Annotated in this window: 24 protein-coding genes and 1 pseudogene; 14 read left to right on the forward strand and 11 right to left on the reverse strand. The window is 70.6% G+C overall.

Annotated elements, in window-relative coordinates; translation table 11 throughout:
* Positions 1-54 precede the first annotated feature (54 nt).
* Positions 55-630 carry a DinB family protein gene (locus ACTMTF_RS40960; RefSeq protein ID WP_397013679.1) on the forward strand — a complete coding sequence of 192 codons (576 nt, stop codon included), beginning with the start codon at positions 55-57 and terminating at the stop codon, positions 628-630.
* Here ACTMTF_RS40960 and ACTMTF_RS40965 read toward each other — a convergent pair.
* From ACTMTF_RS40965 to ACTMTF_RS40985, 5 genes are read right to left on the reverse strand one after another with little or no spacing between them, the layout of a single operon-like run.
* Complete coding sequence (locus ACTMTF_RS40965) at positions 608-1,216, reverse strand: maleylpyruvate isomerase N-terminal domain-containing protein (RefSeq protein ID WP_441115503.1); 609 nt, start codon at positions 1,214-1,216, stop codon at positions 608-610. The two genes, ACTMTF_RS40960 and ACTMTF_RS40965, sit on opposite strands and share 23 nt — an antisense overlap.
* A 22-nt stretch (positions 1,217-1,238) precedes the next feature.
* Positions 1,239-2,597 (reverse strand): DUF4407 domain-containing protein, encoded by a 1,359-nt coding sequence (locus tag ACTMTF_RS40970; protein ID WP_441115504.1) that lies wholly within the window; start codon positions 2,595-2,597, stop codon positions 1,239-1,241.
* Positions 2,590-3,561, reverse strand: a complete 972-nt coding sequence (locus ACTMTF_RS40975) for a hypothetical protein (protein ID WP_441115505.1) — start codon at positions 3,559-3,561, stop codon at positions 2,590-2,592. The genes ACTMTF_RS40970 and ACTMTF_RS40975 overlap by 8 nt, the downstream gene beginning before the upstream one ends.
* A gap of 28 nt (positions 3,562-3,589) precedes the next feature.
* On the reverse strand, positions 3,590-5,680 hold the full coding sequence (locus tag ACTMTF_RS40980; protein ID WP_441115506.1) for a hypothetical protein: 2,091 nt from the start codon (positions 5,678-5,680) through the stop codon (positions 3,590-3,592).
* A 10-nt stretch (positions 5,681-5,690) separates the two neighbouring features.
* A complete protein-coding gene (locus ACTMTF_RS40985; protein ID WP_397013672.1) occupies positions 5,691-6,317 on the reverse strand; it encodes a hypothetical protein in 627 nt (208 codons plus the stop codon).
* Between the two features lie 287 nt (positions 6,318-6,604).
* On the opposite strand from ACTMTF_RS40985, the gene ACTMTF_RS40990 reads away from it, so the two are divergent.
* Positions 6,605-7,114, forward strand: a complete 510-nt coding sequence (locus ACTMTF_RS40990; protein WP_441115507.1) for a hypothetical protein — start codon at positions 6,605-6,607, stop codon at positions 7,112-7,114.
* A gap of 75 nt (positions 7,115-7,189) precedes the next feature.
* Here ACTMTF_RS40990 and ACTMTF_RS40995 read toward each other — a convergent pair whose 3' ends face one another.
* Complete coding sequence (locus ACTMTF_RS40995) at positions 7,190-7,909, reverse strand: Crp/Fnr family transcriptional regulator (protein WP_441115508.1); 720 nt, start codon at positions 7,907-7,909, stop codon at positions 7,190-7,192.
* 106 nt (positions 7,910-8,015) lie between these two features.
* On the opposite strand from ACTMTF_RS40995, the gene ACTMTF_RS41000 reads away from it, so the two are divergent.
* The 4 genes and pseudogenes from ACTMTF_RS41000 (at position 8,016) to ACTMTF_RS41015 (ending at position 10,601) form a co-directional block, all read left to right on the forward strand.
* On the forward strand, positions 8,016-8,375 hold the full coding sequence (locus tag ACTMTF_RS41000) for an ArsR/SmtB family transcription factor (RefSeq protein WP_441115509.1): 360 nt from the start codon (positions 8,016-8,018) through the stop codon (positions 8,373-8,375).
* 65 nt (positions 8,376-8,440) lie between these two features.
* Positions 8,441-8,826 (forward strand): annotated as a pseudogene (locus tag ACTMTF_RS41005) (SRPBCC family protein).
* Positions 8,826-9,602, forward strand: a complete 777-nt coding sequence (locus ACTMTF_RS41010) for an alpha/beta fold hydrolase (protein WP_441115510.1) — start codon at positions 8,826-8,828, stop codon at positions 9,600-9,602. The pseudogene ACTMTF_RS41005 and the gene ACTMTF_RS41010 overlap by 1 nt, the downstream one beginning before the upstream one ends.
* A gap of 168 nt (positions 9,603-9,770) precedes the next feature.
* The gene (locus tag ACTMTF_RS41015) at positions 9,771-10,601 is read left to right on the forward strand and encodes a hypothetical protein (RefSeq protein WP_441115511.1); all 831 of its coding nucleotides are present in this window, start codon (positions 9,771-9,773) and stop codon (positions 10,599-10,601) included.
* Between the two features lie 5 nt (positions 10,602-10,606).
* On the opposite strand, the gene ACTMTF_RS41020 is transcribed toward ACTMTF_RS41015, so the two are convergent.
* Positions 10,607-11,209 carry a TetR/AcrR family transcriptional regulator gene (locus ACTMTF_RS41020; RefSeq protein WP_441115512.1) on the reverse strand — a complete coding sequence of 201 codons (603 nt, stop codon included), beginning with the start codon at positions 11,207-11,209 and terminating at the stop codon, positions 10,607-10,609.
* Positions 11,210-11,295: 86 nt separating this feature from the next.
* On the opposite strand from ACTMTF_RS41020, the gene ACTMTF_RS41025 reads away from it, so the two are divergent.
* Complete coding sequence (locus tag ACTMTF_RS41025) at positions 11,296-11,748, forward strand: nuclear transport factor 2 family protein (protein ID WP_441115513.1); 453 nt, start codon at positions 11,296-11,298, stop codon at positions 11,746-11,748.
* Positions 11,745-12,578, forward strand: coding sequence for an NAD(P)H-binding protein (locus ACTMTF_RS41030; RefSeq protein WP_441115514.1), 834 nt, complete (start codon positions 11,745-11,747; stop codon positions 12,576-12,578). The genes ACTMTF_RS41025 and ACTMTF_RS41030 overlap by 4 nt, the downstream gene beginning before the upstream one ends.
* A 34-nt stretch (positions 12,579-12,612) precedes the next feature.
* On the opposite strand, the gene ACTMTF_RS41035 is transcribed toward ACTMTF_RS41030, so the two are convergent.
* Both ACTMTF_RS41035 and ACTMTF_RS41040 read right to left on the reverse strand, forming a co-directional pair.
* Positions 12,613-13,206, reverse strand: a complete 594-nt coding sequence (locus tag ACTMTF_RS41035) for a hypothetical protein (RefSeq protein ID WP_441115515.1) — start codon at positions 13,204-13,206, stop codon at positions 12,613-12,615.
* Positions 13,207-13,289: 83 nt separating this feature from the next.
* Entirely contained in the window at positions 13,290-13,940 is a 651-nt protein-coding gene (locus ACTMTF_RS41040) for a TetR/AcrR family transcriptional regulator C-terminal domain-containing protein (RefSeq protein ID WP_441115516.1), read from the reverse strand.
* Between the two features lie 64 nt (positions 13,941-14,004).
* Between ACTMTF_RS41040 and ACTMTF_RS41045 the strand changes: the two genes are divergently transcribed.
* The 6 genes from ACTMTF_RS41045 to ACTMTF_RS41070 all read left to right on the forward strand — a co-directional run bounded on the left by ACTMTF_RS41045 (position 14,005) and on the right by ACTMTF_RS41070 (position 19,285).
* Positions 14,005-14,958, forward strand: coding sequence for a PDR/VanB family oxidoreductase (locus tag ACTMTF_RS41045; protein WP_441115517.1), 954 nt, complete (start codon positions 14,005-14,007; stop codon positions 14,956-14,958).
* Positions 14,959-14,975: 17 nt separating this feature from the next.
* Positions 14,976-15,641, forward strand: a complete 666-nt coding sequence (locus tag ACTMTF_RS41050; RefSeq protein WP_441115518.1) for an MSMEG_1061 family FMN-dependent PPOX-type flavoprotein — start codon at positions 14,976-14,978, stop codon at positions 15,639-15,641.
* A 20-nt stretch (positions 15,642-15,661) separates the two neighbouring features.
* Positions 15,662-16,465, forward strand: coding sequence for a siderophore-interacting protein (locus ACTMTF_RS41055; protein ID WP_441115519.1), 804 nt, complete (start codon positions 15,662-15,664; stop codon positions 16,463-16,465).
* Between the two features lie 153 nt (positions 16,466-16,618).
* On the forward strand, positions 16,619-17,458 hold the full coding sequence (locus tag ACTMTF_RS41060) for a lysostaphin resistance A-like protein (RefSeq protein ID WP_441115520.1): 840 nt from the start codon (positions 16,619-16,621) through the stop codon (positions 17,456-17,458).
* Between the two features lie 10 nt (positions 17,459-17,468).
* The gene (locus tag ACTMTF_RS41065; RefSeq protein ID WP_441115521.1) at positions 17,469-18,608 is read left to right on the forward strand and encodes a sensor histidine kinase; all 1,140 of its coding nucleotides are present in this window, start codon (positions 17,469-17,471) and stop codon (positions 18,606-18,608) included.
* Complete coding sequence (locus ACTMTF_RS41070) at positions 18,605-19,285, forward strand: response regulator (protein WP_441115522.1); 681 nt, start codon at positions 18,605-18,607, stop codon at positions 19,283-19,285. Before ACTMTF_RS41065 ends, ACTMTF_RS41070 begins: the two co-directional genes overlap by 4 nt.
* Here ACTMTF_RS41070 and ACTMTF_RS41075 read toward each other — a convergent pair.
* Positions 19,242-20,027 (reverse strand): NUDIX hydrolase, encoded by a 786-nt coding sequence (locus tag ACTMTF_RS41075; RefSeq protein ID WP_441115523.1) that lies wholly within the window; start codon positions 20,025-20,027, stop codon positions 19,242-19,244. The genes ACTMTF_RS41070 and ACTMTF_RS41075 overlap by 44 nt on opposite strands.
* A gap of 129 nt (positions 20,028-20,156) precedes the next feature.
* On the reverse strand, positions 20,157-20,594 hold a 438-nt coding region (locus ACTMTF_RS41080; RefSeq protein WP_441115524.1), incomplete at its 5' end, for a hypothetical protein.

Raw genomic sequence — 20,594 nt, forward strand, 5'->3', positions numbered from 1 at the left:
GTCGGTTCCCGTCACTACGATCGCGCCTGACGATCCGAGCCTCTGGAGTCGCGCATGACGGAGAAAGAGTTGCTGCTCGCGAGCCTGCGGGAGTTCCGCGACGCCATGGTCTACAAGCTCGACGGCCTGAGCGACGCCGAGCTGCGCACGCCGATGACCCCCACCGGCACCAACCTGCTCGGCCTGGTCAAGCACCTGGCCGGCCTGGAGTACGGCTATCTGGGCGATTCGTTCGGCAGGCCCGCGCCGGAGCGGATGTCGTGGATGGACGACGGCAGCGTCTGGGACGGCGCCGACATGTGGGTCGCGCCCGGCGAGTCCACCGACTACATCGTCGGCCTCTACCAGCGCGCCCGTGCCCACGCCGACGAGACGATCGAGACGCTGGAGCTCGACCACGTCGGCACGGTGTCCTGGTGGAAGGAGGGCAGGCGGGAGGCCACGCTGCGCCAGATCGTGCTGCGCATGATCGGGGAGACCGCGCGGCACGCCGGGCACGCCGACATCGTCCGCGAGCTGCTCGACGGCTCGGGTGGCCAGTTTCCCGGCGACGCGTCGTTCCCGTCCGACGCGGACGCCTCCTGGTGGCGGGAGTACGTCGCACGCATCAGGGACTCAGCCGGCCACTGACCCCGTCCCACTCGGTCAGCGGAGCGCAATGCCATCTCCACCCGACCTGCCGCTCCTGGCCGGGCAGATCGGCCCGGCCGTTGGCCCAGAGCAGCGTCGCCCATGGGTCCGTGTCCTTGGGCGCCCACGGGAACAGCCGTCTCAGGGTGGCCCCGCTGAGCTCCGCCGAGGGCACGAAGTCCCGGCCGACGCCCCGCCCCACGTCAGCGGTGTGCACGAGCAGCTCGTCGCAGCCCATGGCCGCGAAGCCGGAGGCGTCCCCGAGGCCGAACGGATGCCAGCCGCGAGCACCGGCCGGCGCACCGTCGACGACCCGCGCGAGGACCGTGGCGAAGGACCCCACGGTGGCGGTGAGATCAGCCGCCCCCGACTCCGGCCGCACCCGCAGGTCCACGGTGCTCAGCTCACGATCACCTGCCGTGAAGTCGGTGGCATACCACAGCAGGGTCTCGCCGAGATGGGCCACGACCTGGGCGACGGTCCAGTCCATCGCCGGAATCGGCGTCGTGGCCCAGTCCCGCTCCGGCGCCGAGCGCAGGAAGGTGACGCATTCGCCGACGGCTCTGAGCACCATGTCGCCGTTCACCCAGGCATCCTCGCACACGGTCTCAGGCTTCGAAGGAGTGGAAGGAGCCGTTGCTCATGGACTTGGGCCTGCCGAGCAGGTCGGCCTGCCGCTCCTTGATCAGGTCCTCGATGCGGGACCGGGCGTGCGCCGTGTCCCGCTGACGGTCGAGCTGGAGATCCTGGGACTGCCTGCGCAGCTCCTCCGCCTTGCGCTCACGTTCCAGCCGCAGGTCACCGAGCTCCGCGTGCTCCCTGTTGCGGAGCGTCTCGTCGTACACCCGCTTGCGGCTCTCGTTCTCCGCCTCGACCAGCCTGTCGTACACCGTGGCCCCGCCCATGAGCTTGACCAGCACGGGCAGGCAGTCGACCAGGATGAGGAACAGCCGGAAGAGCCAGGTCGCGGTGAGCAGGAAGCCGTTACGGTCGGTGATCTCGTGCAGGGCGCCCATCCGCTCCAGCAGGCCGATGGGGGCGGTGGGCAGCGGCAGTTCGGCCACCCGAAGGGCGATGGCCGTGTCGATCTTCCCCTGGAAGCCGTTCTCCTCCGTGGCGAGCCGCCGGCTCAGCTGCTCGACGCGTGCCTTGTCCCGGTCGAGCGCCGCGACCCGCTCCTCGATGCGGTTCACTCGGGCGAATCTGTCCGCGTCGGCATAGAGTCGGTAGCAGCGGGGGCCTTTGCCGATCCTGCCGCTGAGCCCGTTCCCTTCCTCGCCCGCGCATTCGTTCCTCGCGCTCTCGTTCATGCGGGCGTGCCTGGTGTTCAGCGCCGCGAGCGCCTGCTCCTCCTTCTTGACGGCGTTCTCCGCGCCCTTCAGCTCGCGTACGGACTCCACGGGGGTGTCGGTCAGCAGCAGGGAGTCGGCTCCGCAGCTCGCGGGCGCGGGCGTACCGGAAGGCGGCTGGTTGCAGGACACCAGCTTGGCGCGCAGCGCGCTGCGCGCCTCGGCTCGTTCGTCCACGATGTGCTGCTCCACGGCGGTCTCGAAGACGCGCAGCACCATGGGCTCGGCCACGATGATCCCCAGCACGACCGCGAGCAGCAGCCGGGGCACCAGCATGAGCAGCCTGCGCGTCCACATCCCGCTGGACTTGGACACCAGCCAGCGGTCGATGTTGAGCACGATGAGCGCCCAGGCCACCACCAGCGGGAACGCCCACAGGTGGTGCCCGTCGAGCACCTGCGCGAGGAAGAACCACATGGCCAGCCCGGCGATCAGCGAGGTCCCCAGGACGACGCCGCCGAGCCCGGTGTAGTGGGTGCGCTCCAGGGGCACCCGGTCGAGGATGCCCTCGTTCACCCCGGTGAGAATGCGCAGCCGCCGCCCCACGGCCAGCCGCCGCCAGGTCGCCGGTTCCGGCCCCCGTCCCCGCCGGTGCGCGGGGGGAGGGGACTCAGTCATCCGACTCCTCCAGGCCCAGCGGGCGCGGCTCGCTGTGCTTGCCGGCCCCACGCTGCTCAAGGGGCGGCGCTTCGGACGTTGCGGAGGAGTTCACGCCCGCCACCCGCATGGCCTCCTGGAAGAGCGCGCGGGTGTCGATGGGCAGGAAGTCCAGCGCGCCCTCCGGCAGCGCCCTGATCACCTCGAAGATCCGGGCGGCTTGCTGCTCCTCCACCGCGCCGAGCATGGTGACCGCGTCCGCGATCGGCACGGCGTTCCGGCTGATGCCCAGCGCGAGCCTGCCGACGTTCCCCCGGTGCAGGAACGCCTCGATGCGGGCCACGTCCTTGGACTCGATCGCCGCGCGCAGGTCGTTCGCCTCCTCCTCCCAGCGCATCCCCTTCATGCCCCTGGCATGGTCCTTGACGTCGGCGGGCAGCAGCACGTCCACGCTGGACAGCGCCACCTCGACGCCTTCGACCTGGGGAGGCACCACCTCGAAGAACGCCTTGACCCGCGCGACGACCAGCGGGCGGAGCCGGTGGATCCCCTCGATGCCCCAGTCCAGGCCCATCTTCTGCAGTTCGAGGTCCTCCCTGAGGTAGGCGCCGAGCAGCATGTGCAGGTCTCGCGGTCCCTCCTCCACCACCCTGGCGGCGTCCTTGACGGTGCAGCGGAAGGTCACCTGGACGGGGAAGTCGTGCGCTAGGTCCGACGACGGGATGGGGACGCCGACCAGGACGTACCGGCCCCGCACGTCCACCACGCTCACGGCGACGGCCTGGACCACCGCCTCCTCCGAGCCCGTCAGATGCCGGCGCTCGGCGAACGCCTGATAACCACCTTTCGTGTGAAAGACCAGGACCGTTCCAGGGGGCTGTTCCGGCAGCTCAGCTGGGTCACGGCGAGCGCCTCTCAGCAGCTTCCTGGGGACCGGACGCAGGCTGCGTTCGGCGATGACGGGATATGGACTCGCGGTCTGCATGCGATGTTCTCCCATGAGGGGTGTTCTCCTATGCGGATCGCCGGACTCCGGCGGCGAGAAGGGCGTTGACGAGGTCGCGGGCAGGCAGCGCCGCGGTGCCGTCATCAGGTCCGGAGAGCGCGCGTCTCAGGTCGCGCTCCACGATGGGGTGCCATTCGGGCGGCAGCGTCCGCCACACGGCCGCGCCGAGCGCGGCGACGGCCGCGATCGTCTCCGCCCGCCCGCGCAGCGCGGTCAGGGAGATCTTCAACGCGCGTACGGCCGCCACCCGGTGGTGGTTGCTGGCCAGGCACCCGGCCCACAGCACGCCCAGCGGCGCCGCGCTCTCCGGGTGGGTGGACAGCAGCTGGGTGGGCAGGGGGACGCCCGGGTCCGACAGGCAGGTGGCGGTCAGGATGTCCGTCACGGCGGCGAGCGCCGTACGCGTGCGCCTGGTGCCGACCGCGCCGTCCACCTCCTCGCCGGCGAGCTGCGCCAGCAGCGTGAGGGCGGCGACCGCCTCACCGTGCTCGGCCGCCTGGCGGAAGAGCAGCATCAGCGACCGCCTGGCCACGACGCTCACCCGGACGCCGCGCAGCGCCAGGAACCACAGCCACTTGAGCGCGTCCGTCGGGTAGCGGATCCAGATGCCGTTGCCGAAGGCGATGGCCGCCGTCATCGCGCGCTCCTGCCCGGCGTCCCGCACCCAGGACAGCGCCAGGTCGAGCGCGATCGGCGCGAAGTCGTCCTCCATCGACAGCAACGCCAGCACGTTGGCCGCGGCGAGCCGCTCGAACATCCGCCCGGCCGCCCACTCGTCCAGAAAGGACTCCTTGACCTCCGCAGGGTCGGCCCTGACGAGCAGGGCGACTCCGACGGCCGCCTGGAACTGCACCTCGATGTCCGCGTCGGCGAGCCCGCGAATCCACTGCCTCAGCGGTTGCCAGAGCTCGTAGCCGTAGTGCCGGGCCAGCGCGGCGATCACCTGCGCCCGGTAGTGCTCGCCACGGAAGACCACCCGGCGCTCGCCGCCGAACCCCGCGTCGGTGTCGACCACCACGTTGATCAGCGGGTGTCCACCGCTCCACAAGGCCCTGGTCTGCGGCAGCCGCTCGTCGTCCTGCCTGCGCACGTCGAGACCCTTGTCGGTGCCGAACTGGTCCCAGGTGGCGACCAGATCGGCGAGAAGTTGCTCGAACACCCGCTCAGGGGCGCCATGGGCGAAGGCCACGGCGCACACCGCCAGCACGTCCGCCCGCTTGAGATCCTCGCGGCCGAACCACCCGGCGACCACCTCGTCCTCGACGTCGGCGAGGATCCGCGACGGGGTTTCGGTCCCCTGGGCCACCCGCTCGGCGAGCGTGGTGACCGGGCCGGGAGCGACCAGCTTCTCCGCGTGCAGCCGGAGCCGGGCGAGGGCGTCCCACTCGTGCTCGGGCGGCGCGACCCCGGCCAGGCGCGCGTCGAACAGCGCGCCCGGATTGGGCGGCTCCCAGTCGACCTGCACCTTGTCGAACGGCCTGCGTCCCTTCATGGCGCGGACCGTGATCACCAGGTACGCCCCCGCCTCGGCCACCTTCCTGGCCAGCGTCTCCAGCTCGAAACGGCGCACCGAGACGTCCCCGGTGGCCTCGATCCAGTCGTGCAGCAGGTAGCCATGGCGCGCCTGGAAACGTTGGCCGGCGTTCAGCTCGGCCAGGGACGTCGAGGGGGAGTACATCCAGATCCCGTCGCCGTCCAGGCCCATCGCGTCCAGCGCGGCGACCGCGCCGGTCCAGCGCCCGCTCTCCTCCCGCCCGCAGAGCACCAGGACGTGCTGTTCGCGCAGCACCGCAACCGCTCGCGCCCACGCCGGAGGCTCGACGAAGCCGCGCAGCGAGGCGGCCACGTCGGTGGCGGGCAGCCGGCCGACCGCCGCCCGGGACGAGCGCCTGCCGCCCGCGCCGAACGTCGCGCCCCCGGCGTCCACATCGGCGAAGAAGTTGTTGATGACCGTGGCGTTCTGGTCGAGCAGCCCCTCGTCGAACTCGTCATGCTCCTCCGGCGGGGACGGCGGCCGCTCTCCTTCGTCGGACGCGGGCTCCCTGGTCTCCTGCCGGGGAGAAGGCTCGCCCTGCTCGTAGGGCTGGTCCGTGGTCATGGCGGGCCGCTCAGCCACGCGAGACGCCGAAGACGGCCCCACGGGCGTCCACCGGGCCGGAGTTGTTGGTGATCACTTCAGCCGTCTGGACGACGGAGGTTCCGGCAGGCTTGTCGCCGCGAGGCTGTGCCGGTTCCGTTAAGTACGACAGTTTCCGTACGTCGATATCTGGTGACCAGATCCACGCCTCCCCGTCGAACTCCTTCTCGCGCACTCGTACGGGAGTGAACGCGTCGACCGCATAGGAGGTGTGGCCCTGGCGTACCGTCTCGGAGAACACTCGGCCGGAGAGTATTAGAACCAGATTCGCATTCTCGTTGTCATGAAGGACGCGCTTGAGCGGCTGCCATGCGATCAGCCGGCTTACCTCTACGACGGCCTGGCCAGCGAATCCGTTGGCCGCGGGATAGGCCACGCCGAAATGCACCGCGACCCGGAGCCTCAGCCGGTCCTCGACGGCGAGCCCGTTGTTACGCCGCCGCAGCGCCTCGGCCAGGGCGCGGACGTAGTCGTCGACGACCGCCGGCTCCGACTCGGTCGGCGGCAGCACCGCCAGCTCACCGTCCCCTTCGGGATGGACGTCCCACCGCCCCCGGTCCCGGCCGGCGGCCACGGCGGCGCGTTCGTGCGCCGCCACGAAGCCCGCCTGAAACGCCTCGTGCCTTTTGTCCGTTCCAGAGCCATATCCGGCTGTATCGCTAGAGATAAGTAGCCTGCGGGCATATGTGCCTTCGTGCATTTTCTTTTCGATCCTCCTCATTGAGGTTCCGGTCCATCGGTAAGGGCACCCGGTCGACCAGTATGGGACGGTACCACCGCCAAGATTCCCTACAACTAGGCGATTCACGGCACCTAATGTCGATCCGCCCAGCGAGCATGTAATACGACACAGATGAAATCGGTATGGCGGCTTTTCATGGAGACATGAAGATCAATGCGCCAGACGCGGGACATGAAGAAGTGGTCAGCGCGCTCGCCGCCGCGACCGTGTGCCAGAGCTACGTCCAGCACGCCGACACGAAGGCCGGGGTCCTCATCGTGGTCCAGGCGGGCGGGGCCTCGATGCTCGCCGCCCAGATGGGCCCGGTGTTCGCGATCCTGCGCGGCGGCGACTGGATCGGCCTGGTCGGCCTGGTGCTGCTCGCGGCCTTCGCCGTCAGCTTCGTGGCCTCCGGCTACCACCTGGTCCAGGCGCTGCGCCCCGACCTCCGGCCGACCGACCGGCCGAGCAGGTTCAGCATCGTCAACCGTCCCTCACGCAACGCCGGTCACGGCAACCCGGCCCAGCAGGCCGAGGAGGCGTGGGCGACGGTCCGGCTGCTCGGTGAGATCGCGGCGCGCAAGCACCGCCGGATCGCCCGGTCGATCCCGTGGACCTGCCTGATGGTGGTGAACACGATCGGCGCCATCGCCCTGGGCGCGGCGGCAGGCTGAGGCCACCGCAGGCTGACGCCACTGCCCTTGGCCGGGGGCGCCGCCTTACGCCGCTTCCCCGGGCGTCTGCGGGTGTCAGGACCCGTAGGCGCCCAGGCGCTCGGGGTCGATCAGGATCACCCTGCGGTAGCTCGTCCTGATCAGGCCCTCCTCCTTCAGCTCACGCATCGCCTTGCTGACCGCGGCCTCCCCGGCCCCGACGAGCCGCCCCAGCTCGTGCTGGGCCAGGGGAACGCCCACGTCCGTGCCCTCGGAGACGGGTCGCCCGTGCCGGCCCGCCAGGTCAAGGAGCACCCGGGCCACGCGTACCGGCACGTCGTAACCGATCATGTCCAGGCGGCGGCGGTCGGCCCAGTCGAGCCGGTCGGCGAGCGTCTTGGCCAGCGCCGAGGAGAGCGATGGGACGCTGCGCGCCAGCGTGAGGAAGGCCGCCGACGGAATCCGGTGAACGAGCGTCCGCGAGCACAGGGTCACCGTCGCCGACCTGGGCACCTCGCGCAGCACGGCCATCTCGCCGATGAGGTCCCCGCTGACCATGATGCCCAGCAGCGCCTCGACCCCGTTGTCCAGATCGGCCGTGACCTTGGCGCACAGCCCGCCCCGCGTCTCCTGCAGCAGGTAGACCGTGTCGGCCGCCGGATCGCCCTGGCTGATCAGCACCTCGCCGGGGTCCTGGTAGCGGCACTCGCCCAGCCGGAGCAGCCGCGTCTGCGTCTCGTCGTCGAGCCGGGCCATCATGCTCCCGGGTGACCAGCGCCGCCGCTGCTCGGCGCCCACCGGGCTCCTTCGCGTCACCTACCACCTCCAGGACGACCTGCTGGCACCGTACCCCCGCGCGCTCGGACACGCACGTACAACCAGATGGTTGTGCAAACGGGTGGTTGTACGTATGGTCGGAGGTGTGACAGTCATCGAAGATGAATTGAGCCTGGTGTTCTCGGCGTTGGCCGACCCCACCAGGCGGGCGATCCTGGAGCGGTTGGCGCACGGTGACGCGACGGTCAACCAGCTCGCCGAGCCTTTCTCGATCACCCAGCAGGCGATCTCCAAGCATGTGCAGGTGCTGGAGCGGGCCCACCTGATCTCCCGTACGCGTACCGCGCAGTCACGGCCGTGCCTGCTGGACACCGAGCGCCTCGACGAGGCCGCCGGGTGGATCGCCCGTCACCGGCAGGTCTGGGCCGAGCGCCACGACCGGCTCGACGAGCACCTGGCCGCCCTGCGCACCGGGGAACCATGCGCCGAGGAGACGACGGCATGACCGAGATCGGTGAGCTGACCTACCGGCGGGTGCATCGTGCCTCCCCCGAGCTGCTCTTCGACTGCATGACGACGCCCGAGCACCTCACCCACTTCTGGGGACCGGCCGGGACCACCACACCGGTCGGCGGCATCACCATCGACCTGCGGCCGGGCGGCGTCTTCGAGACCACGATGGTCAACGACGCCGACGGCAGCACGTACACCATGAAAGCCGTCTACGTCAGGTGCGTCGCCCGGAGCGGCTGGTGTGGATAGAGCCCGGCGTCGAAGGCGGCATGCGGACCGCGATCACCTTCACCGACCTGCGCGACGGGCGGACCGAGGTGGTCACCCATCAGACCAACGTGCCGGCCGCGTACCTCAGCGCCGAGGCCGGGGCGGGCTTCGCGACCAGCCTCGACCACTTTGACGCCTACCTGGCGGGCCTACAGGGACAAGGGAGCACCTGATGCCGACAGTGACCTCAGCCGACGGCACCACGATCGCCTACGAGCGCACCGGCGACGGACCGCCGCTCATCCTGGTCGACGGGGCGATGTGCCACCGCGCCGCAGGACCGATGCGGCCACTCGCCGCGCTCCTGCGGGACGCCTTCACCGTTCACCTCTACGACCGGCGCGGCCGGGGTGAGAGCTCCGACACCAGGCCGTACGCGGTCGCCCGTGAGGTCGAGGACCTGCAGGCCCTCATCGCGCGGGCGGGCGGGGAGGCGTACGTCTACGGCATCTCCTCCGGCGCGGCCCTCGCCCTGGCGACCGCGGCGGCGGATCCCGGGATCACCGGGCTGGCACTGTACGAGCCGCCGTTCCTGGCCGACGCCGGATCGCGGACCGAGGCGTACACCGAACGACTCCACGAACTGCTCGACGCCGGGCGACGGGGGGACGCCGTGGCCCTGTTCATGACTCATGTCGGCATTCCCGAGCAGGTCATCGCCGGCATCAGGTCCCAGCCGGGCTGGGCCACGCTGGAGGCCATCGCGCCGACGCTCGCCTACGACGACGAGATCCTCACCGACGCACCGCACCTGGCATCGGCGATCACCGTTCCGGCGCTGATCCTCGCCGGTGGGGCCAGCCCGCACGGGCTTCAGCAGGCCGCGAAGGCCACCGCCGACGCGCTGCCCACGGCGGAGCACCGGACTCTCGACGGCCAGACCCACGACGTGGCACCGGAGGCGCTCGCGCCCGTACTGACGGAGTTCTTCAGCTCGCTTGCTCAGTGAGACTGGATCGAGCCCACCGGGATCGCCTGGGGGCTGTCGTGATGCGCACGCCGGCGAAGGCGGCGCTCAGCCTCGCCAGCCTCTGGCGAAATCCCGTTGTGTCCCGCTTTGGTGGCTTGGTAGATGTGAGGACCTGACTTACAGGAGGTCCCATGTCGAGGGCGGATCGTGCCGGAGGGTAAGCGGCTCAGGCCGGGCGGCGCGCGTGAGGTCGGTGAGCGGCTCAAGTTGCACCGGCGACAGCTGCGGGCCGATGGCCGGGACTACACGGTGATCACGTTGCGGCCCGGCACCCGCGCCCGGTTCTCCACGAACCACTACCACGGGACCTGGCACGTCCTCTCCGATCCGCATGGCGCGGTCCTGCTCAGCCGCCTGCTGTGGGGGCTCTCCTTCCAGCGGCGGCCCGACACCGTGGTGATCATCGATCGGCGGTTCATCGACCCCAACCCGTTCGACGCCGAGCAGGGCAGCCCCATCGCCCTCGTCCCCGCCGAGCTGACGTACCTGCCGGCGCGCACCGCCCGGCAGCTCAGCCGGCGCCTCGCCGTACCCGGGGCCATGTCCGGAACCGTCCGGTGGCAGACGTGGGGACTGGCCGGGGCGGTCGGCGAGTACCGCGACCGACGGGCCGACAGGACCTGGTGGCAGCAGTGGCATCCGGTCGAGGATGTCCGCGCAGCCGAGGTGGAACAGTTCGGCGGGCTGCTCAACCTGCGTGGCTCTGCCTCGTTGCTCCGCTCCTGGGCCCTGAGCGTGGCCACGATGGCGGACTACGCGCACGAGGGCATGTCGTACACCGAGCTGGCCGGGCCGAAGTGGGAGCTCTGCCGCGGTGACGGCGAGGTGCAGACATTCCGCGACTATCACCGGCGGGTGTCCGACGCCACGGTCTCCCGCAGGGAGGTGCTCGCCGAAGGGCCCGTCCCCGCCGAAGCCGCCGAGCTCCGCCCCCTGGTCTGGCGCCGGAACGAGCTCGTCCGCAGCCGTCGCCGCTGAGCCGCTCAGACCTGGGCGGCGAGGGCGCGCATGAGGTGTTCGGCGAGGTCGTCGAGGTAGCCGGGCTCGATGGGGACCAGCCGGACGTGCAGACGCCAGTAGAGCGGTGCGGCTATCAGGTCGAGGGCGAGGTCAAGGTTCAGGCCGGCGGGTAGCTCGCCGCGCTCGACCGCGCGGTGCAGGACGTCCGCGCCGAGAGCTCGCCGGGGGTCGCCGATGGCAGCCTGTACGGCCTCCGCCAGGGCCGGGTTGCGTGCGGCCTCGACGGTCAGGTCGGGCAGGATCAGCGAGAAGCGCGGGTGGGTCAGCCAGCCGTGGATGGCGTGCAGGGCCGCGACCAGATCACCGCGCAACGATCCGGTGTCCGGCATCTCGGCCAGCGGCACGCTGAACTCCGCCAGCACCGCCATCACCATGTCCTGCTTGGCCGGCCAGCGGCGGTAGAGGGCGCTCTTGCCCACGCCCGCCCGCCTGGCCACCGCCTCCATCGACAGCCGGGCGTAGCCGTGCTCGGCCAGCTCGTCCAGCACGGCTTCGATGATCGCTGAGGTGATCTTCGGCTGGAGGATCGCGGCCCCGGTGGGGGTACGGCGGGTGCGTTCGGTCATGACCGCGAGCATATCAAGTGGACGATACGGTCCCGTCCTGTCCTATAGTCAAGGTGCCACCCCTTCCCCTGATCAGGAGTCGCACCATGACCGCACCACGTCGTACCGCACGCGAACTGTTCGCCGAATCGCTCCGGCTCCTGCTGGCCAAGGACATGGCCGGCTACGCCGGGCTCTGGGCCGTCGATGGCGCCTTCGAGTTCCCGTTCGCCCCGCCGAACTACCCGGCGCGGCTGGACGGCCGGGCCGCCGTCGAGGAGTACCTGCGCGGCTATCCGGACCTGCTGGACGTCCAGGCGATTGCCGAGCAGACCGTGCACGAGACGGCCGACCCGGACGTCGTCGTCGCCGAGTTCGAGGCGGCGGGCGTGGTGGTGAGCACCGGCCGGCCGTACCGTATGCGCTACGTCGCGGTCGTCACGGCACGCGACGGCGAGATCGCGCACTACCGCGACTACTGGAACCCCCTGGCCGCCGCCGAGGCGATGGGCGGACCGGACGAGCTGACGGCCGCCTTCGCCGACGGGCGGACCGCATGAACGTGCTGGTCATCGGCGGCACCGGCACCACCGGCAGCCGGGTCGCCGCCATGCTGCGCGAGCAGGACGCCGCCGTACGGATCGCCACCAGGAAACCGGTCACCGGTGACCACGTCCGGTTCGACTGGGACGAGCCGGACACCTACCGCACGGCCGTGGCCGACGTGGACCGGATCTACCTCATCGCCCCGGGCAGCGCCGTCGAGCCGGCGCCGCTGGTCGAAGCCTTCCTGGCCGGCGCCGTCCACGCCGGGGTGCGGCGGGTGGTCCTGCTGAGCTCGTCCGCGCTGCCCGAGGACGCGCCCGGCATCGGGATGCTGCCCCGGGTGGTGCGGTCGACGGTGCCGGAATGGGCGATCCTCAGGCCGTCGTGGTTCATGCAGAACTTCCTCGGTGAGCATCCCGTCGCGCACGGCATCCGCACCCGTGGTGAGATCGTCACCGCGACCGGGGCAGGGCGCGTGGGGTTCGTGGACGCGGCCGACATCGCCGCGGTGGCCGTGCGAGCACTGCTCGACACGGTGCCGCACAACGCCGACCACCTGATCACCGGCCCCGAGGCGCTCAGCTACGCCGACACCGCCACCGTCATCGCCTCGGTCACCGGCCGGTCCGTACGGCACCGGCCGGTGGACACCGCCACGATGGCCGAGGCGTTCGTCGCCATCGGCCTGCCGCCGGCGTACGCCGCCATGCTCGCCGGACTCGACGAGGACATCCGGCGCGGGTCGGAGGACCGGGTGACCACCACGGTTCCGGACGTCACCGGCCGGCCGGCCCGATCCTTCACCGACTTCGTCACCGCCAACCGGGACGAGTTCGCCGCCTGATGTAACGATCGCCCGGCTCGAAGCGGGTACTGACTCACTCCACCCACCACCAGCCGTCGCCGAGATCATGGGCAGGGGCGCCGAGGTCGCCCGCCGCCGTTCGGAACAGCTGGTGAGGGTGCGCCAGGCCCGGTATGTAGGCGAAGCCGGCGCCGGTTTCCGCGCGCCACTGATCGACGAAGACCGGAAAGTACAGTCCGTTCTCCTGGGCCTGTATCTCACCGCCGACGGTCAGGGACCTCATCCACGCGGGCACCACGAGGGGCCGGCCCCTCTCGTAGGCGGAGGCGACCTCGGCGAACGCCTCGCCGCGTAGCCAGAGCATGCTCTTCACGCTGGTGATGGGCCAGTCGGTGGTCCATAACACCGCCCCGACGGTCACCGCGAGCGTCAACGTCACGCAGGCCCGGACGTACGCCCCGATCGACACGTACGAGATCACGGCGGTGAACGTCCACACACCGGCCGACAGCCACCCGAGGCCGATCAACAGCCAGGCGAACAGCCAGATGGTGTGAAAAATCGGGATGTAGAAGTAGTAGGCGGCGCCCAGGAACAGCCAGCCGAGGAACGCCATGAGCGCGGGCACCCTCCACCAGCGAGGGGCCCTCGCGTCGCCCAGTGCCATGCCCCGCAGTGTGACGCCCTGCCGAGCGGTGACACCACACCTTGATCGATAGTTTCACGGTATCTGCACCGTATCCGGACACTTCATGCCATGGGGCGGCATTCCGCTTTCAGGCCGGCCAGCAGGACGCGCAGGCCGAATTCGAAGCGGGCGTCGAAGTCGAGGAATCCCTCGAGGGAGCCGGTCGTGAGACCGGGGTAGCGTCCGACGTCCATGGCGGCGCTGAGCGTTTCGTACTCGTCGCCGGCCGCGCCCTGCTGTTCGAGCACCTCGCCCAGGACGTAGCAGAAGACCGTGGTGCCGCTCCACATCGCCGTCTTCTCGGCGAAGCCCGCCTCCGCCATCACCGTCAGCCACATGTCGGCGAGCGCCAGCGTGGGCTGCTTCGCCGCGTAGTTGCCGCCGACGATGCGGGCCCCGTCGCGCTGGGCCAGCAACTTCTCCCGCAGCACCCGTGCGAAGCCCGCGATGCGGTCGGCCCAGTCCGCGCCGCCGGGACGGACATGGTCGAGCACCTCGGTGAGGATCATCTCCGACATCTCATCCAGCAGCGCCTGCTTGCCGTCGAACAGCCGGTAGATCGTCGGAAGCTGCACACCCAGGCTCGTGGCCAGCCGGCGCATGGTCAGCGAGTCCAGGCCGCCGGCGTCGACCAGCGCGAGCGCTGCGCGCGCGACCTCGTCCGGCCGTGGCGGACCTTTTCTGGCCTTTTTTCCTTCGGTCCCGGTTGACACGTTAACGATGTTAACACTACCGTGATGCTCGCCTTTGATAACGCTGTTAACATTCGGGGGGATCATGCTCGCCGTCCAACAGGCGGAGCTCACGATGGTGGTTCGCCAGCTCCGCTGGGAGGCCGCCGGAGTGGTGTCCGTCGAGCTCATCGCCGCAGACGGGCAGGACCTGCCGCCCTGGCGGCCCGGCGCCCACGTCGAGCTCATCCTGCCCACCGGCATCGCGCGGCACTACTCCCTGTGCGGCTCGCCGGAGGACCGCTCCTCCTACCGCGTCACCGTCCTGCGCGAGCGGATCAGCCGCGGCGGCTCGGAGTACGTGCACACGTTCCTGCGCCCGGGGCAGCCGGTGCGGCTGCGCGGCCCACGGGACAACTTCGGGTTCACACCTGCGGAGTCGTACCTGTTCATCGCGGGTGGGATCGGCATCACACCGATCCTGCCGATGGTGCGCGAGGCCGCCGACCGGGGTGCGGCCTGGCAACTCGTGTACGGCGGCCGCCGCGCCTCGTCCATGGCCTTCCTCGACGAGCTCCGGCGCTACCCGGAGCAGGTCCACCTGTATCCGGAGGACGAGGTGGGCCGGATACCGCTGAATGAGTGGCTGGACAGGCCGCGCGAGGCCACCGACATCTACGCGTGCGGCCCGGAAGGCCTGCTCACGGCCGTCGAGGCCGCCGCCGCGCACTGGCGGCCCGGCGCCCTGAACCTGGAGCGGTTCAGGCCGCGCCCCAAGCCGGCCCGGGAGGACAGCCCGGTGGAGGTGGTGTGCGCCCGTTCCGATCGCACCGTCACCGTGCCGCCCGGCCGCAGCATCCTCGGGGCGCTCCAGGACGAGGGCCTGCCGGTGGCCGGCTCGTGCCGGGAGGGCGTGTGCGGCACCTGCGAGACCCGCGTGCTCGACGGCGAGCCCGACCACCGGGACGACATCCTGTCCGACCAGGATCGCGCCACCGGCGACCGCATGTACATCTGCGTTTCCCGGGCCCTGAGCTCCCGGCTCGTGCTCGACCTGTAGGCCTCGGAGGAGATTTCATGAGCATCGAGACGGCGGCCGACCGCTATCGGCCCATCGACCTCGCGCGTGTACGTGAGGTCATCGGCCACCCGATGCCGTTCATCGCGGCCAAGAAGGAGGCCGCGATCGGCGAGTTCGCGATGAGGTTCATCGCGCACAGCACGTTCTTCTGCGTCTCCACCGCCGACGAGAACGGGCAACTGGACAACAGCCCCAGGGGCGACCCGCCCGGGTCGGTGCGGGTGCTGGACCCATGGACACTGGCCGTTCCCGACCGTCCGGGCAACAAGATCGCCGACTCCTTCACGAACATCACCCGCAACCCGGCCGTGGGCCTGGTCTTCTTCGTGCCGGGCGTACGCGAGGTCATACGGGTCAACGGGGACGCGTTCGTCACCGACGATCCGGAGTTGCTGGACATGCTCGGCGCCGAGGGCAAACCGGCCCTGCTCGCCACGGTCGTACGCGTACGGGAGGTCTACTCGCAGTGTGGCAAGGCGGTCATCCGCGGCAAGCTGTGGGACGGCGACCAGCGTCATCTCGCCGAGGCCTGCGCGGCGGGCGGCGACATCGGCAACCTGATGGTGGCCGAGAGCGCCGGCAAGATGGCCGCCGCCCTCGGCTCCCACCTGACCCAACTCGGCTCCATGCTCGAGCACGACTACCAGCACGGCCTGTATTAGGCCGCCGAAGGAGCCTGACGATGTTCAAGGTGCGCCGGCCGGGCACACGGCGGATGATCAACCTGGAGGTTCTCGACAACACCCGCGTCAGTCCCGGCTTCACCCGCCTCACCTTCGGCGGACCCGAGCTGAAGCATCTGGAGAACTCGGGCCACGACCAGATGGTCCGCCTGTTCTTCGCCCGCGAAGGGCAGCCGGAGCTGCGGATGCCGACCGTGTCGAACGACGTGTGGCTCGCGCAGCTGCTGCTCCTGCCGAAGACGCGACGGCCATGGGTGCGCAGCTTCACCGTCCGCCGGTTCCGGCCCGAGGAGTGCGAGCTGGAGATCGAGGTCGCGATGCACGGCGACACCGGTCCCGCCTCGGCCTGGGCGGCACGGGCCAAGCCCGGCGACCAGGCCGGCATCTTCGACGAGGGCATCGCGTACCTGCCCCCGGAGCATGCCGCCTGGCAACTGCTGGTCGGCGACGAGAGCGCCCTGCCGGCGATCCTCTCCATCCTGGAGCACGCCCCCGCGTCGCTGGTGGCGGAGGTCTTCCTGGAAGTGCCCGAAAGCGCGGACATCCGGGAGAACGTCATCCGCCCGGAAGGGGTCCGGATCCACTGGATCGCCCGGGACGGCGCCCGGCCGGTGCCCGGGATGCTCGCCCTTGAGGCGGTCAGGAACGCGACCCTGCCATCGGGGCCGTTCTACACCTGGGCCGCCGGCGAGGCCAAGCTGCCCACCGGCGTGCGGCGGCATCTGGTGACCGACCGCGGGGTGCCCAAGTCGGACATCGCGTTCATCGGCTACTGGCGTCACGGCCGCTCCAGCCCCGGCTGACCGCTATCCGGCATGGTGCTGACCGTCTGCACAGAGGTCCCCCATGAGAGCTACCCGGATCGCCCACCCGCTGGTGATTCGGCGGCCCGGGGCGAGCTCATAGCGTTCTCGGTGGGTCGCCGACCGCGGCGGCCGACGCCGATGGAGGTCACCGTGAGCACCACACCCACCCCACAGGACGCACCGCCACGCGACGGCCGGATGCGCAGAATCGCCCGGTTCCCGCTCGTCTGGATGCTGATCGGGCTGGTCGGTGTCGGCGTGGTGTCGTCCCTGACCGCGAGCGGTCCCCCGGTGGTCATCGTCGTGGGCGCGGCCGCCGCGTTCGCCGTCTACTGGGCGGTCATGCGCTTCGTCGCGGGGCGGCCGATGCCGGAGATCGCCAGAGCCGGGGCCAGGCGGGAAGCGCTGCTCGGGGCCGGGATCGGGCTGGGGTTCGTGCTCGTGTCCGCGCTGGCGATCGCGGTCCTCGGCGGTTACTCCTTCTCCTGGTCCGGGAACGGACTGTCGGTCGTGCTCACGATGGCCGCGGTGTCCATCGGCGCGGCGGTCACCGAGGAGCTGCTGTTCCGTGGCCTGGCGTTGCAGGCCCTGGAACGGCTGTGGGGCAGCCGGGTGGCCCTGGCCTGCACCGCGTTGCTGTTCGGCGCCCTGCACCTGGGCAATCCGGGAGCCACGCTGTGGACCTCCCTGGCCATCGCCATCGAAGCGGGCGTCCTGCTCGGGGCCGCGTACCTCTGGCGGCGCAGCATCTGGTTCGTGGTGGGACTGCACTTCGCCTGGAACACCACCGAGGGGCTGCTCGGCATCCCGGTCTCCGGCCACGTCTCACCGGGGCTGCTGACCACCGAGGTCACCGGCCCGGCGCTGCTGTCCGGCGGCGGGTTCGGGCTTGAGGCGTCGATCGTGCCCGTCCTCTTGAGCGTGCTGCTCGCCGTCCCGATGCTCGTCCTCGCCCACCGCCGCGGTGGCCTCATGCCGGCGCGCCGCTAGGCTGGGCCCGGTGATCGTGGACGTGGCCCGGCCAAGCTGGTGGCGAGACGGCGCGCTCGCGGCGGTGCTCACGCTGCTGGCGTTCGTACCGACGCTGTCGACCATCGGAGCGCAGGTCGCCGATCTGCCGGTGCGTCCGCTGGACGCGCCGGCCGTGGCGCTGATCCTGGCGCAGACCGTCCCGCTGGCGATCGCCGGCCGGTGGCCCGCCGCCTGCCTCGCGATCATCGGCGCCGCCTTCATGGCTCATCAGGCGCTGGGCTATCCGCAGACGTTCGGCAGCATCGGGCTCTATCTGGCCCTGTACGCCGTCGGCGCCCATCAGGTCAGGTTCCGGCGCGGCCTCGCGGCGGTGTCGACCGGGGCCTATGTCGTCATGGTGATCGTCCTGCACAACCTGGGGTCGCCGAACCGGGTCCAGGACTTCCTCGCGTTCTATCTCATCTTGGGGGTGATCTGGATGGCCGGTGCCGGGATGCGCCGGTGGCGCGCCGAAGAGGCCGAGCGCCGTCGGCTGAGCGCGAGCGTCGCCACGGCCGCCGAGCGGGCCCGGATCGCCCGTGAGTTGCACGACGTGGTCACGCATCATGTGACCGCGATGGTGATCCAGGCGGACGCGGCGCAGTTCCTGGTCGGCAGCGCGCCGGACCGGGCCGGCGACGGGCTCGCCGCCATCAGCGACACGGGCCGGCGGGCGCTGACGGAGCTACGGCACCTGCTCGACGTGCTGGAGGCGACCGGCGACTCCGCGGTCGCGGACCGTACGCCCGCCCTGGGCAAGATCGGCGACCTGGTCGAACAGGCCCGGGTGTCGGGTCAGCCCGTCGAGCTCACCGAGCACGGCGACCAACGACAGCGGTCCGTCGACGTGGAGCTGGCCGCGTACCGGGTGGTCCAGGAGGCGCTCACCAACGCGATCAAACACGCGACGGGACAGCCCACCACGGTCACGGTCCGCCACCACGACGATCGCCTCGACATCGAGGTGACCACCGACGGCGACGCCCCGGCCGATCTGCCGTCGAGCGGACGCGGCCTGAACGGGCTGCGCGCACGACTGCGCATGCTCGACGGCGACCTCCAGGCCGCGCCCCGGCCCGAAGGCGGCTTCAGCGTCCGCGCCACCATCCCGTCCAGGAGCGACTCATGACAGACGCGTCCATCCGCGTGCTCATCTGCGAGGACCAGGAGCTGGTACGCGCCGGATATATCACTATTTTCTCCTCCCAGCCCGACATGGACGTCGTCGGAGAGGCCGCGGACGGCCGCGCGGCGGTCGAAATCGCCCGGCGCCTGCGCCCGGACGTCATCGTGATGGACATCCGGATGCCCATCGTCGACGGCATCGAAGCCACCCGGCAGCTGGCCGGCCCCGGCACCGCCACCCCGGCGAAGATCCTGGTCGTCACCACCTTCAACGTCGACGCGTACGTCTACGAAGCGCTCAAGGCCGGAGCCAGCGGCTTCCTGCTCAAGGACGCGCCCCCGGCCGAGCTGATCAAGGGCGTCCGGACCATCGCCCGCGGCGAGTCCCTCCTCGCCCCCGCCGTCACCCGCACCCTCATCGGCCACCACGCCGAACGCCTCCGCCCGGCCACCCTGCAGGCCAGGGAGGAGATCGTACGCGCGCTGACCCCGCGCGAGCTGGAGGTGCTCGAACAGATCGCCGCCGGCCTGTCGAACGCGGAGATCGCCGCTGCGTTGTTCATCACCGCCGAGACCGTGAAGACCTACGTGTCCCGGATCCTGACGAAACTCGAACTACGCGACCGTGTGCAGGCGGTCATCCTGGCCTACCGGGTGGGCCTGGTGTCCAGCATAGACTGACCCGGCTCCCGTACCGCCGGACGACCGGCTCCAGATAGTCGACCCGGTCACCGCCGAGGCCCGCCAGCTCGGCCGGGGAGCGAATGAAGGCGATGCGCTCCAGCTCCGGGTCACGCCCCAGCGCCGTCTCCGCCGCCACCAGCGCCGCGAACCGCTCGCGCAGCAGCGACGCGGGCCGGCTGGGGGCGCGGAACAGCACACCGACGCTCCCCTTCGTACCGCGCGTGACCAGCCACGGGGTCAGCTCGCCGGGCGGCGTGTCGAGACCGGTCTCCTCGGCCAGCTCCCGGGCGGCATGCCGATGCAGCGCGGCCACGTCGAGCGGCTCGTCGTCAGCCGGCGGTTCGACACACCCGCCGGGCAACTGCCAACGTCCTGGGGACGCCGTTGCCGACGACATCCGCCCTATCAGCAGTCGCCCGTCGTCGGCCGGCTGCAGGACGGTGACGTACAGGGACGGCAGCCACGAGGTGGCGCTCGGGATCTTACGCAGGACGTACTGCCGGTAGGTCGTCCTCGCCCAGGAGAGGACCAGACCGTCCGGCCCCTCCTGCTCCAGCCTCGCGCACGCCACCACCGGCCCGTCGAAGAGGCTCGGGTTCGCCCGAACCGCCTGCGCCCAAGCCCGATTCATGGCCACCCGGTCATCGGGGGTCAGGGACGGTGCGGCGGCTTCGACCAGACGAAGTCGGTGCACGTCCAGGAGCTTGACGCTGGACGCACGCAGCAGTGGCTCGGTCACTCCTTCGTGCTGGCGCATCAGGAGGCCCGATCGGCTGTGATCGAACCTTTGTGCGTCGTGATCGCAAAGGGCGAGAGCATCCACATGCTCGACAGCCCTCGCGAAGCGAGGCCCTTAGGAAACCAGACGCTATGCACGGAGAACGGTGATCTGGCGGCCGGACGGTGTGGTCGTCTGCTCGAAGCCGCCTCGTTCCTTCCAAGGTGGGGCTTCGGGCCGCCGGTCGAAGACCACCAGCACGCCGGTGGTGAGGCTGAGTCGGTCGAGATACCCGTCGAGCTGGGCGAGACCGTCGGGCAGCGGGTCGTCCCGGCCGGCCCGCCAGACCTTCAGCTCCATCGCTTCGCGTTGCATCAGGCGCTCACCGTCCGGGCCGGTGTAGGGCCAGCGGATCAGCACGTCCAGGCGTTTGGTGCCTGCGGCGTACTCGCGGTCGAGGTGGCCGCCGCCGTTGACCAGCCGGTGCAGGAAGGCCATGAGGATGATCTGGCAGGCGGCTTCGTGGTAGCCCTCCTGCTGGATGAGGACTTCGCCGTGCTCGCGCCAGAACACGACGAACTCCTCCAG

This window comes from Nonomuraea sp. ZG12 (assembly GCF_052068115.1).
Classification (GTDB): Bacteria; Actinomycetota; Actinomycetes; order Streptosporangiales; family Streptosporangiaceae; genus Nonomuraea.

Excerpts from the sequence above, each read along its gene's own strand:
- ACTMTF_RS41025 (WP_441115513.1), top strand. The coding sequence starts at position 11,296 with ATGACCGCACCACGTCGTACCGCACGCGAACTGTTCGCCGAATCGCTC.
- ACTMTF_RS40960 (WP_397013679.1), top strand. The coding sequence starts at position 55 with ATGACGGAGAAAGAGTTGCTGCTCGCGAGCCTGCGGGAGTTCCGCGAC.
- ACTMTF_RS41035 (WP_441115515.1), bottom strand. The coding sequence starts at position 13,206 with ATGGCACTGGGCGACGCGAGGGCCCCTCGCTGGTGGAGGGTGCCCGCG.
- ACTMTF_RS41010 (WP_441115510.1), top strand. The coding sequence starts at position 8,826 with ATGCCGACAGTGACCTCAGCCGACGGCACCACGATCGCCTACGAGCGC.
- ACTMTF_RS40975 (WP_441115505.1), bottom strand. The coding sequence starts at position 3,561 with ATGCAGACCGCGAGTCCATATCCCGTCATCGCCGAACGCAGCCTGCGT.
- ACTMTF_RS41030 (WP_441115514.1), top strand. The coding sequence starts at position 11,745 with ATGAACGTGCTGGTCATCGGCGGCACCGGCACCACCGGCAGCCGGGTC.
- ACTMTF_RS41070 (WP_441115522.1), top strand. The coding sequence starts at position 18,605 with ATGACAGACGCGTCCATCCGCGTGCTCATCTGCGAGGACCAGGAGCTG.
- ACTMTF_RS41050 (WP_441115518.1), top strand. The coding sequence starts at position 14,976 with ATGAGCATCGAGACGGCGGCCGACCGCTATCGGCCCATCGACCTCGCG.
- ACTMTF_RS40990 (WP_441115507.1), top strand. The coding sequence starts at position 6,605 with ATGAAGATCAATGCGCCAGACGCGGGACATGAAGAAGTGGTCAGCGCG.
- ACTMTF_RS40980 (WP_441115506.1), bottom strand. The coding sequence starts at position 5,680 with ATGACCACGGACCAGCCCTACGAGCAGGGCGAGCCTTCTCCCCGGCAG.
- ACTMTF_RS41045 (WP_441115517.1), top strand. The coding sequence starts at position 14,005 with ATGCTCGCCGTCCAACAGGCGGAGCTCACGATGGTGGTTCGCCAGCTC.
- ACTMTF_RS41020 (WP_441115512.1), bottom strand. The coding sequence starts at position 11,209 with ATGACCGAACGCACCCGCCGTACCCCCACCGGGGCCGCGATCCTCCAG.
- ACTMTF_RS41055 (WP_441115519.1), top strand. The coding sequence starts at position 15,662 with ATGTTCAAGGTGCGCCGGCCGGGCACACGGCGGATGATCAACCTGGAG.
- ACTMTF_RS40970 (WP_441115504.1), bottom strand. The coding sequence starts at position 2,597 with ATGACTGAGTCCCCTCCCCCCGCGCACCGGCGGGGACGGGGGCCGGAA.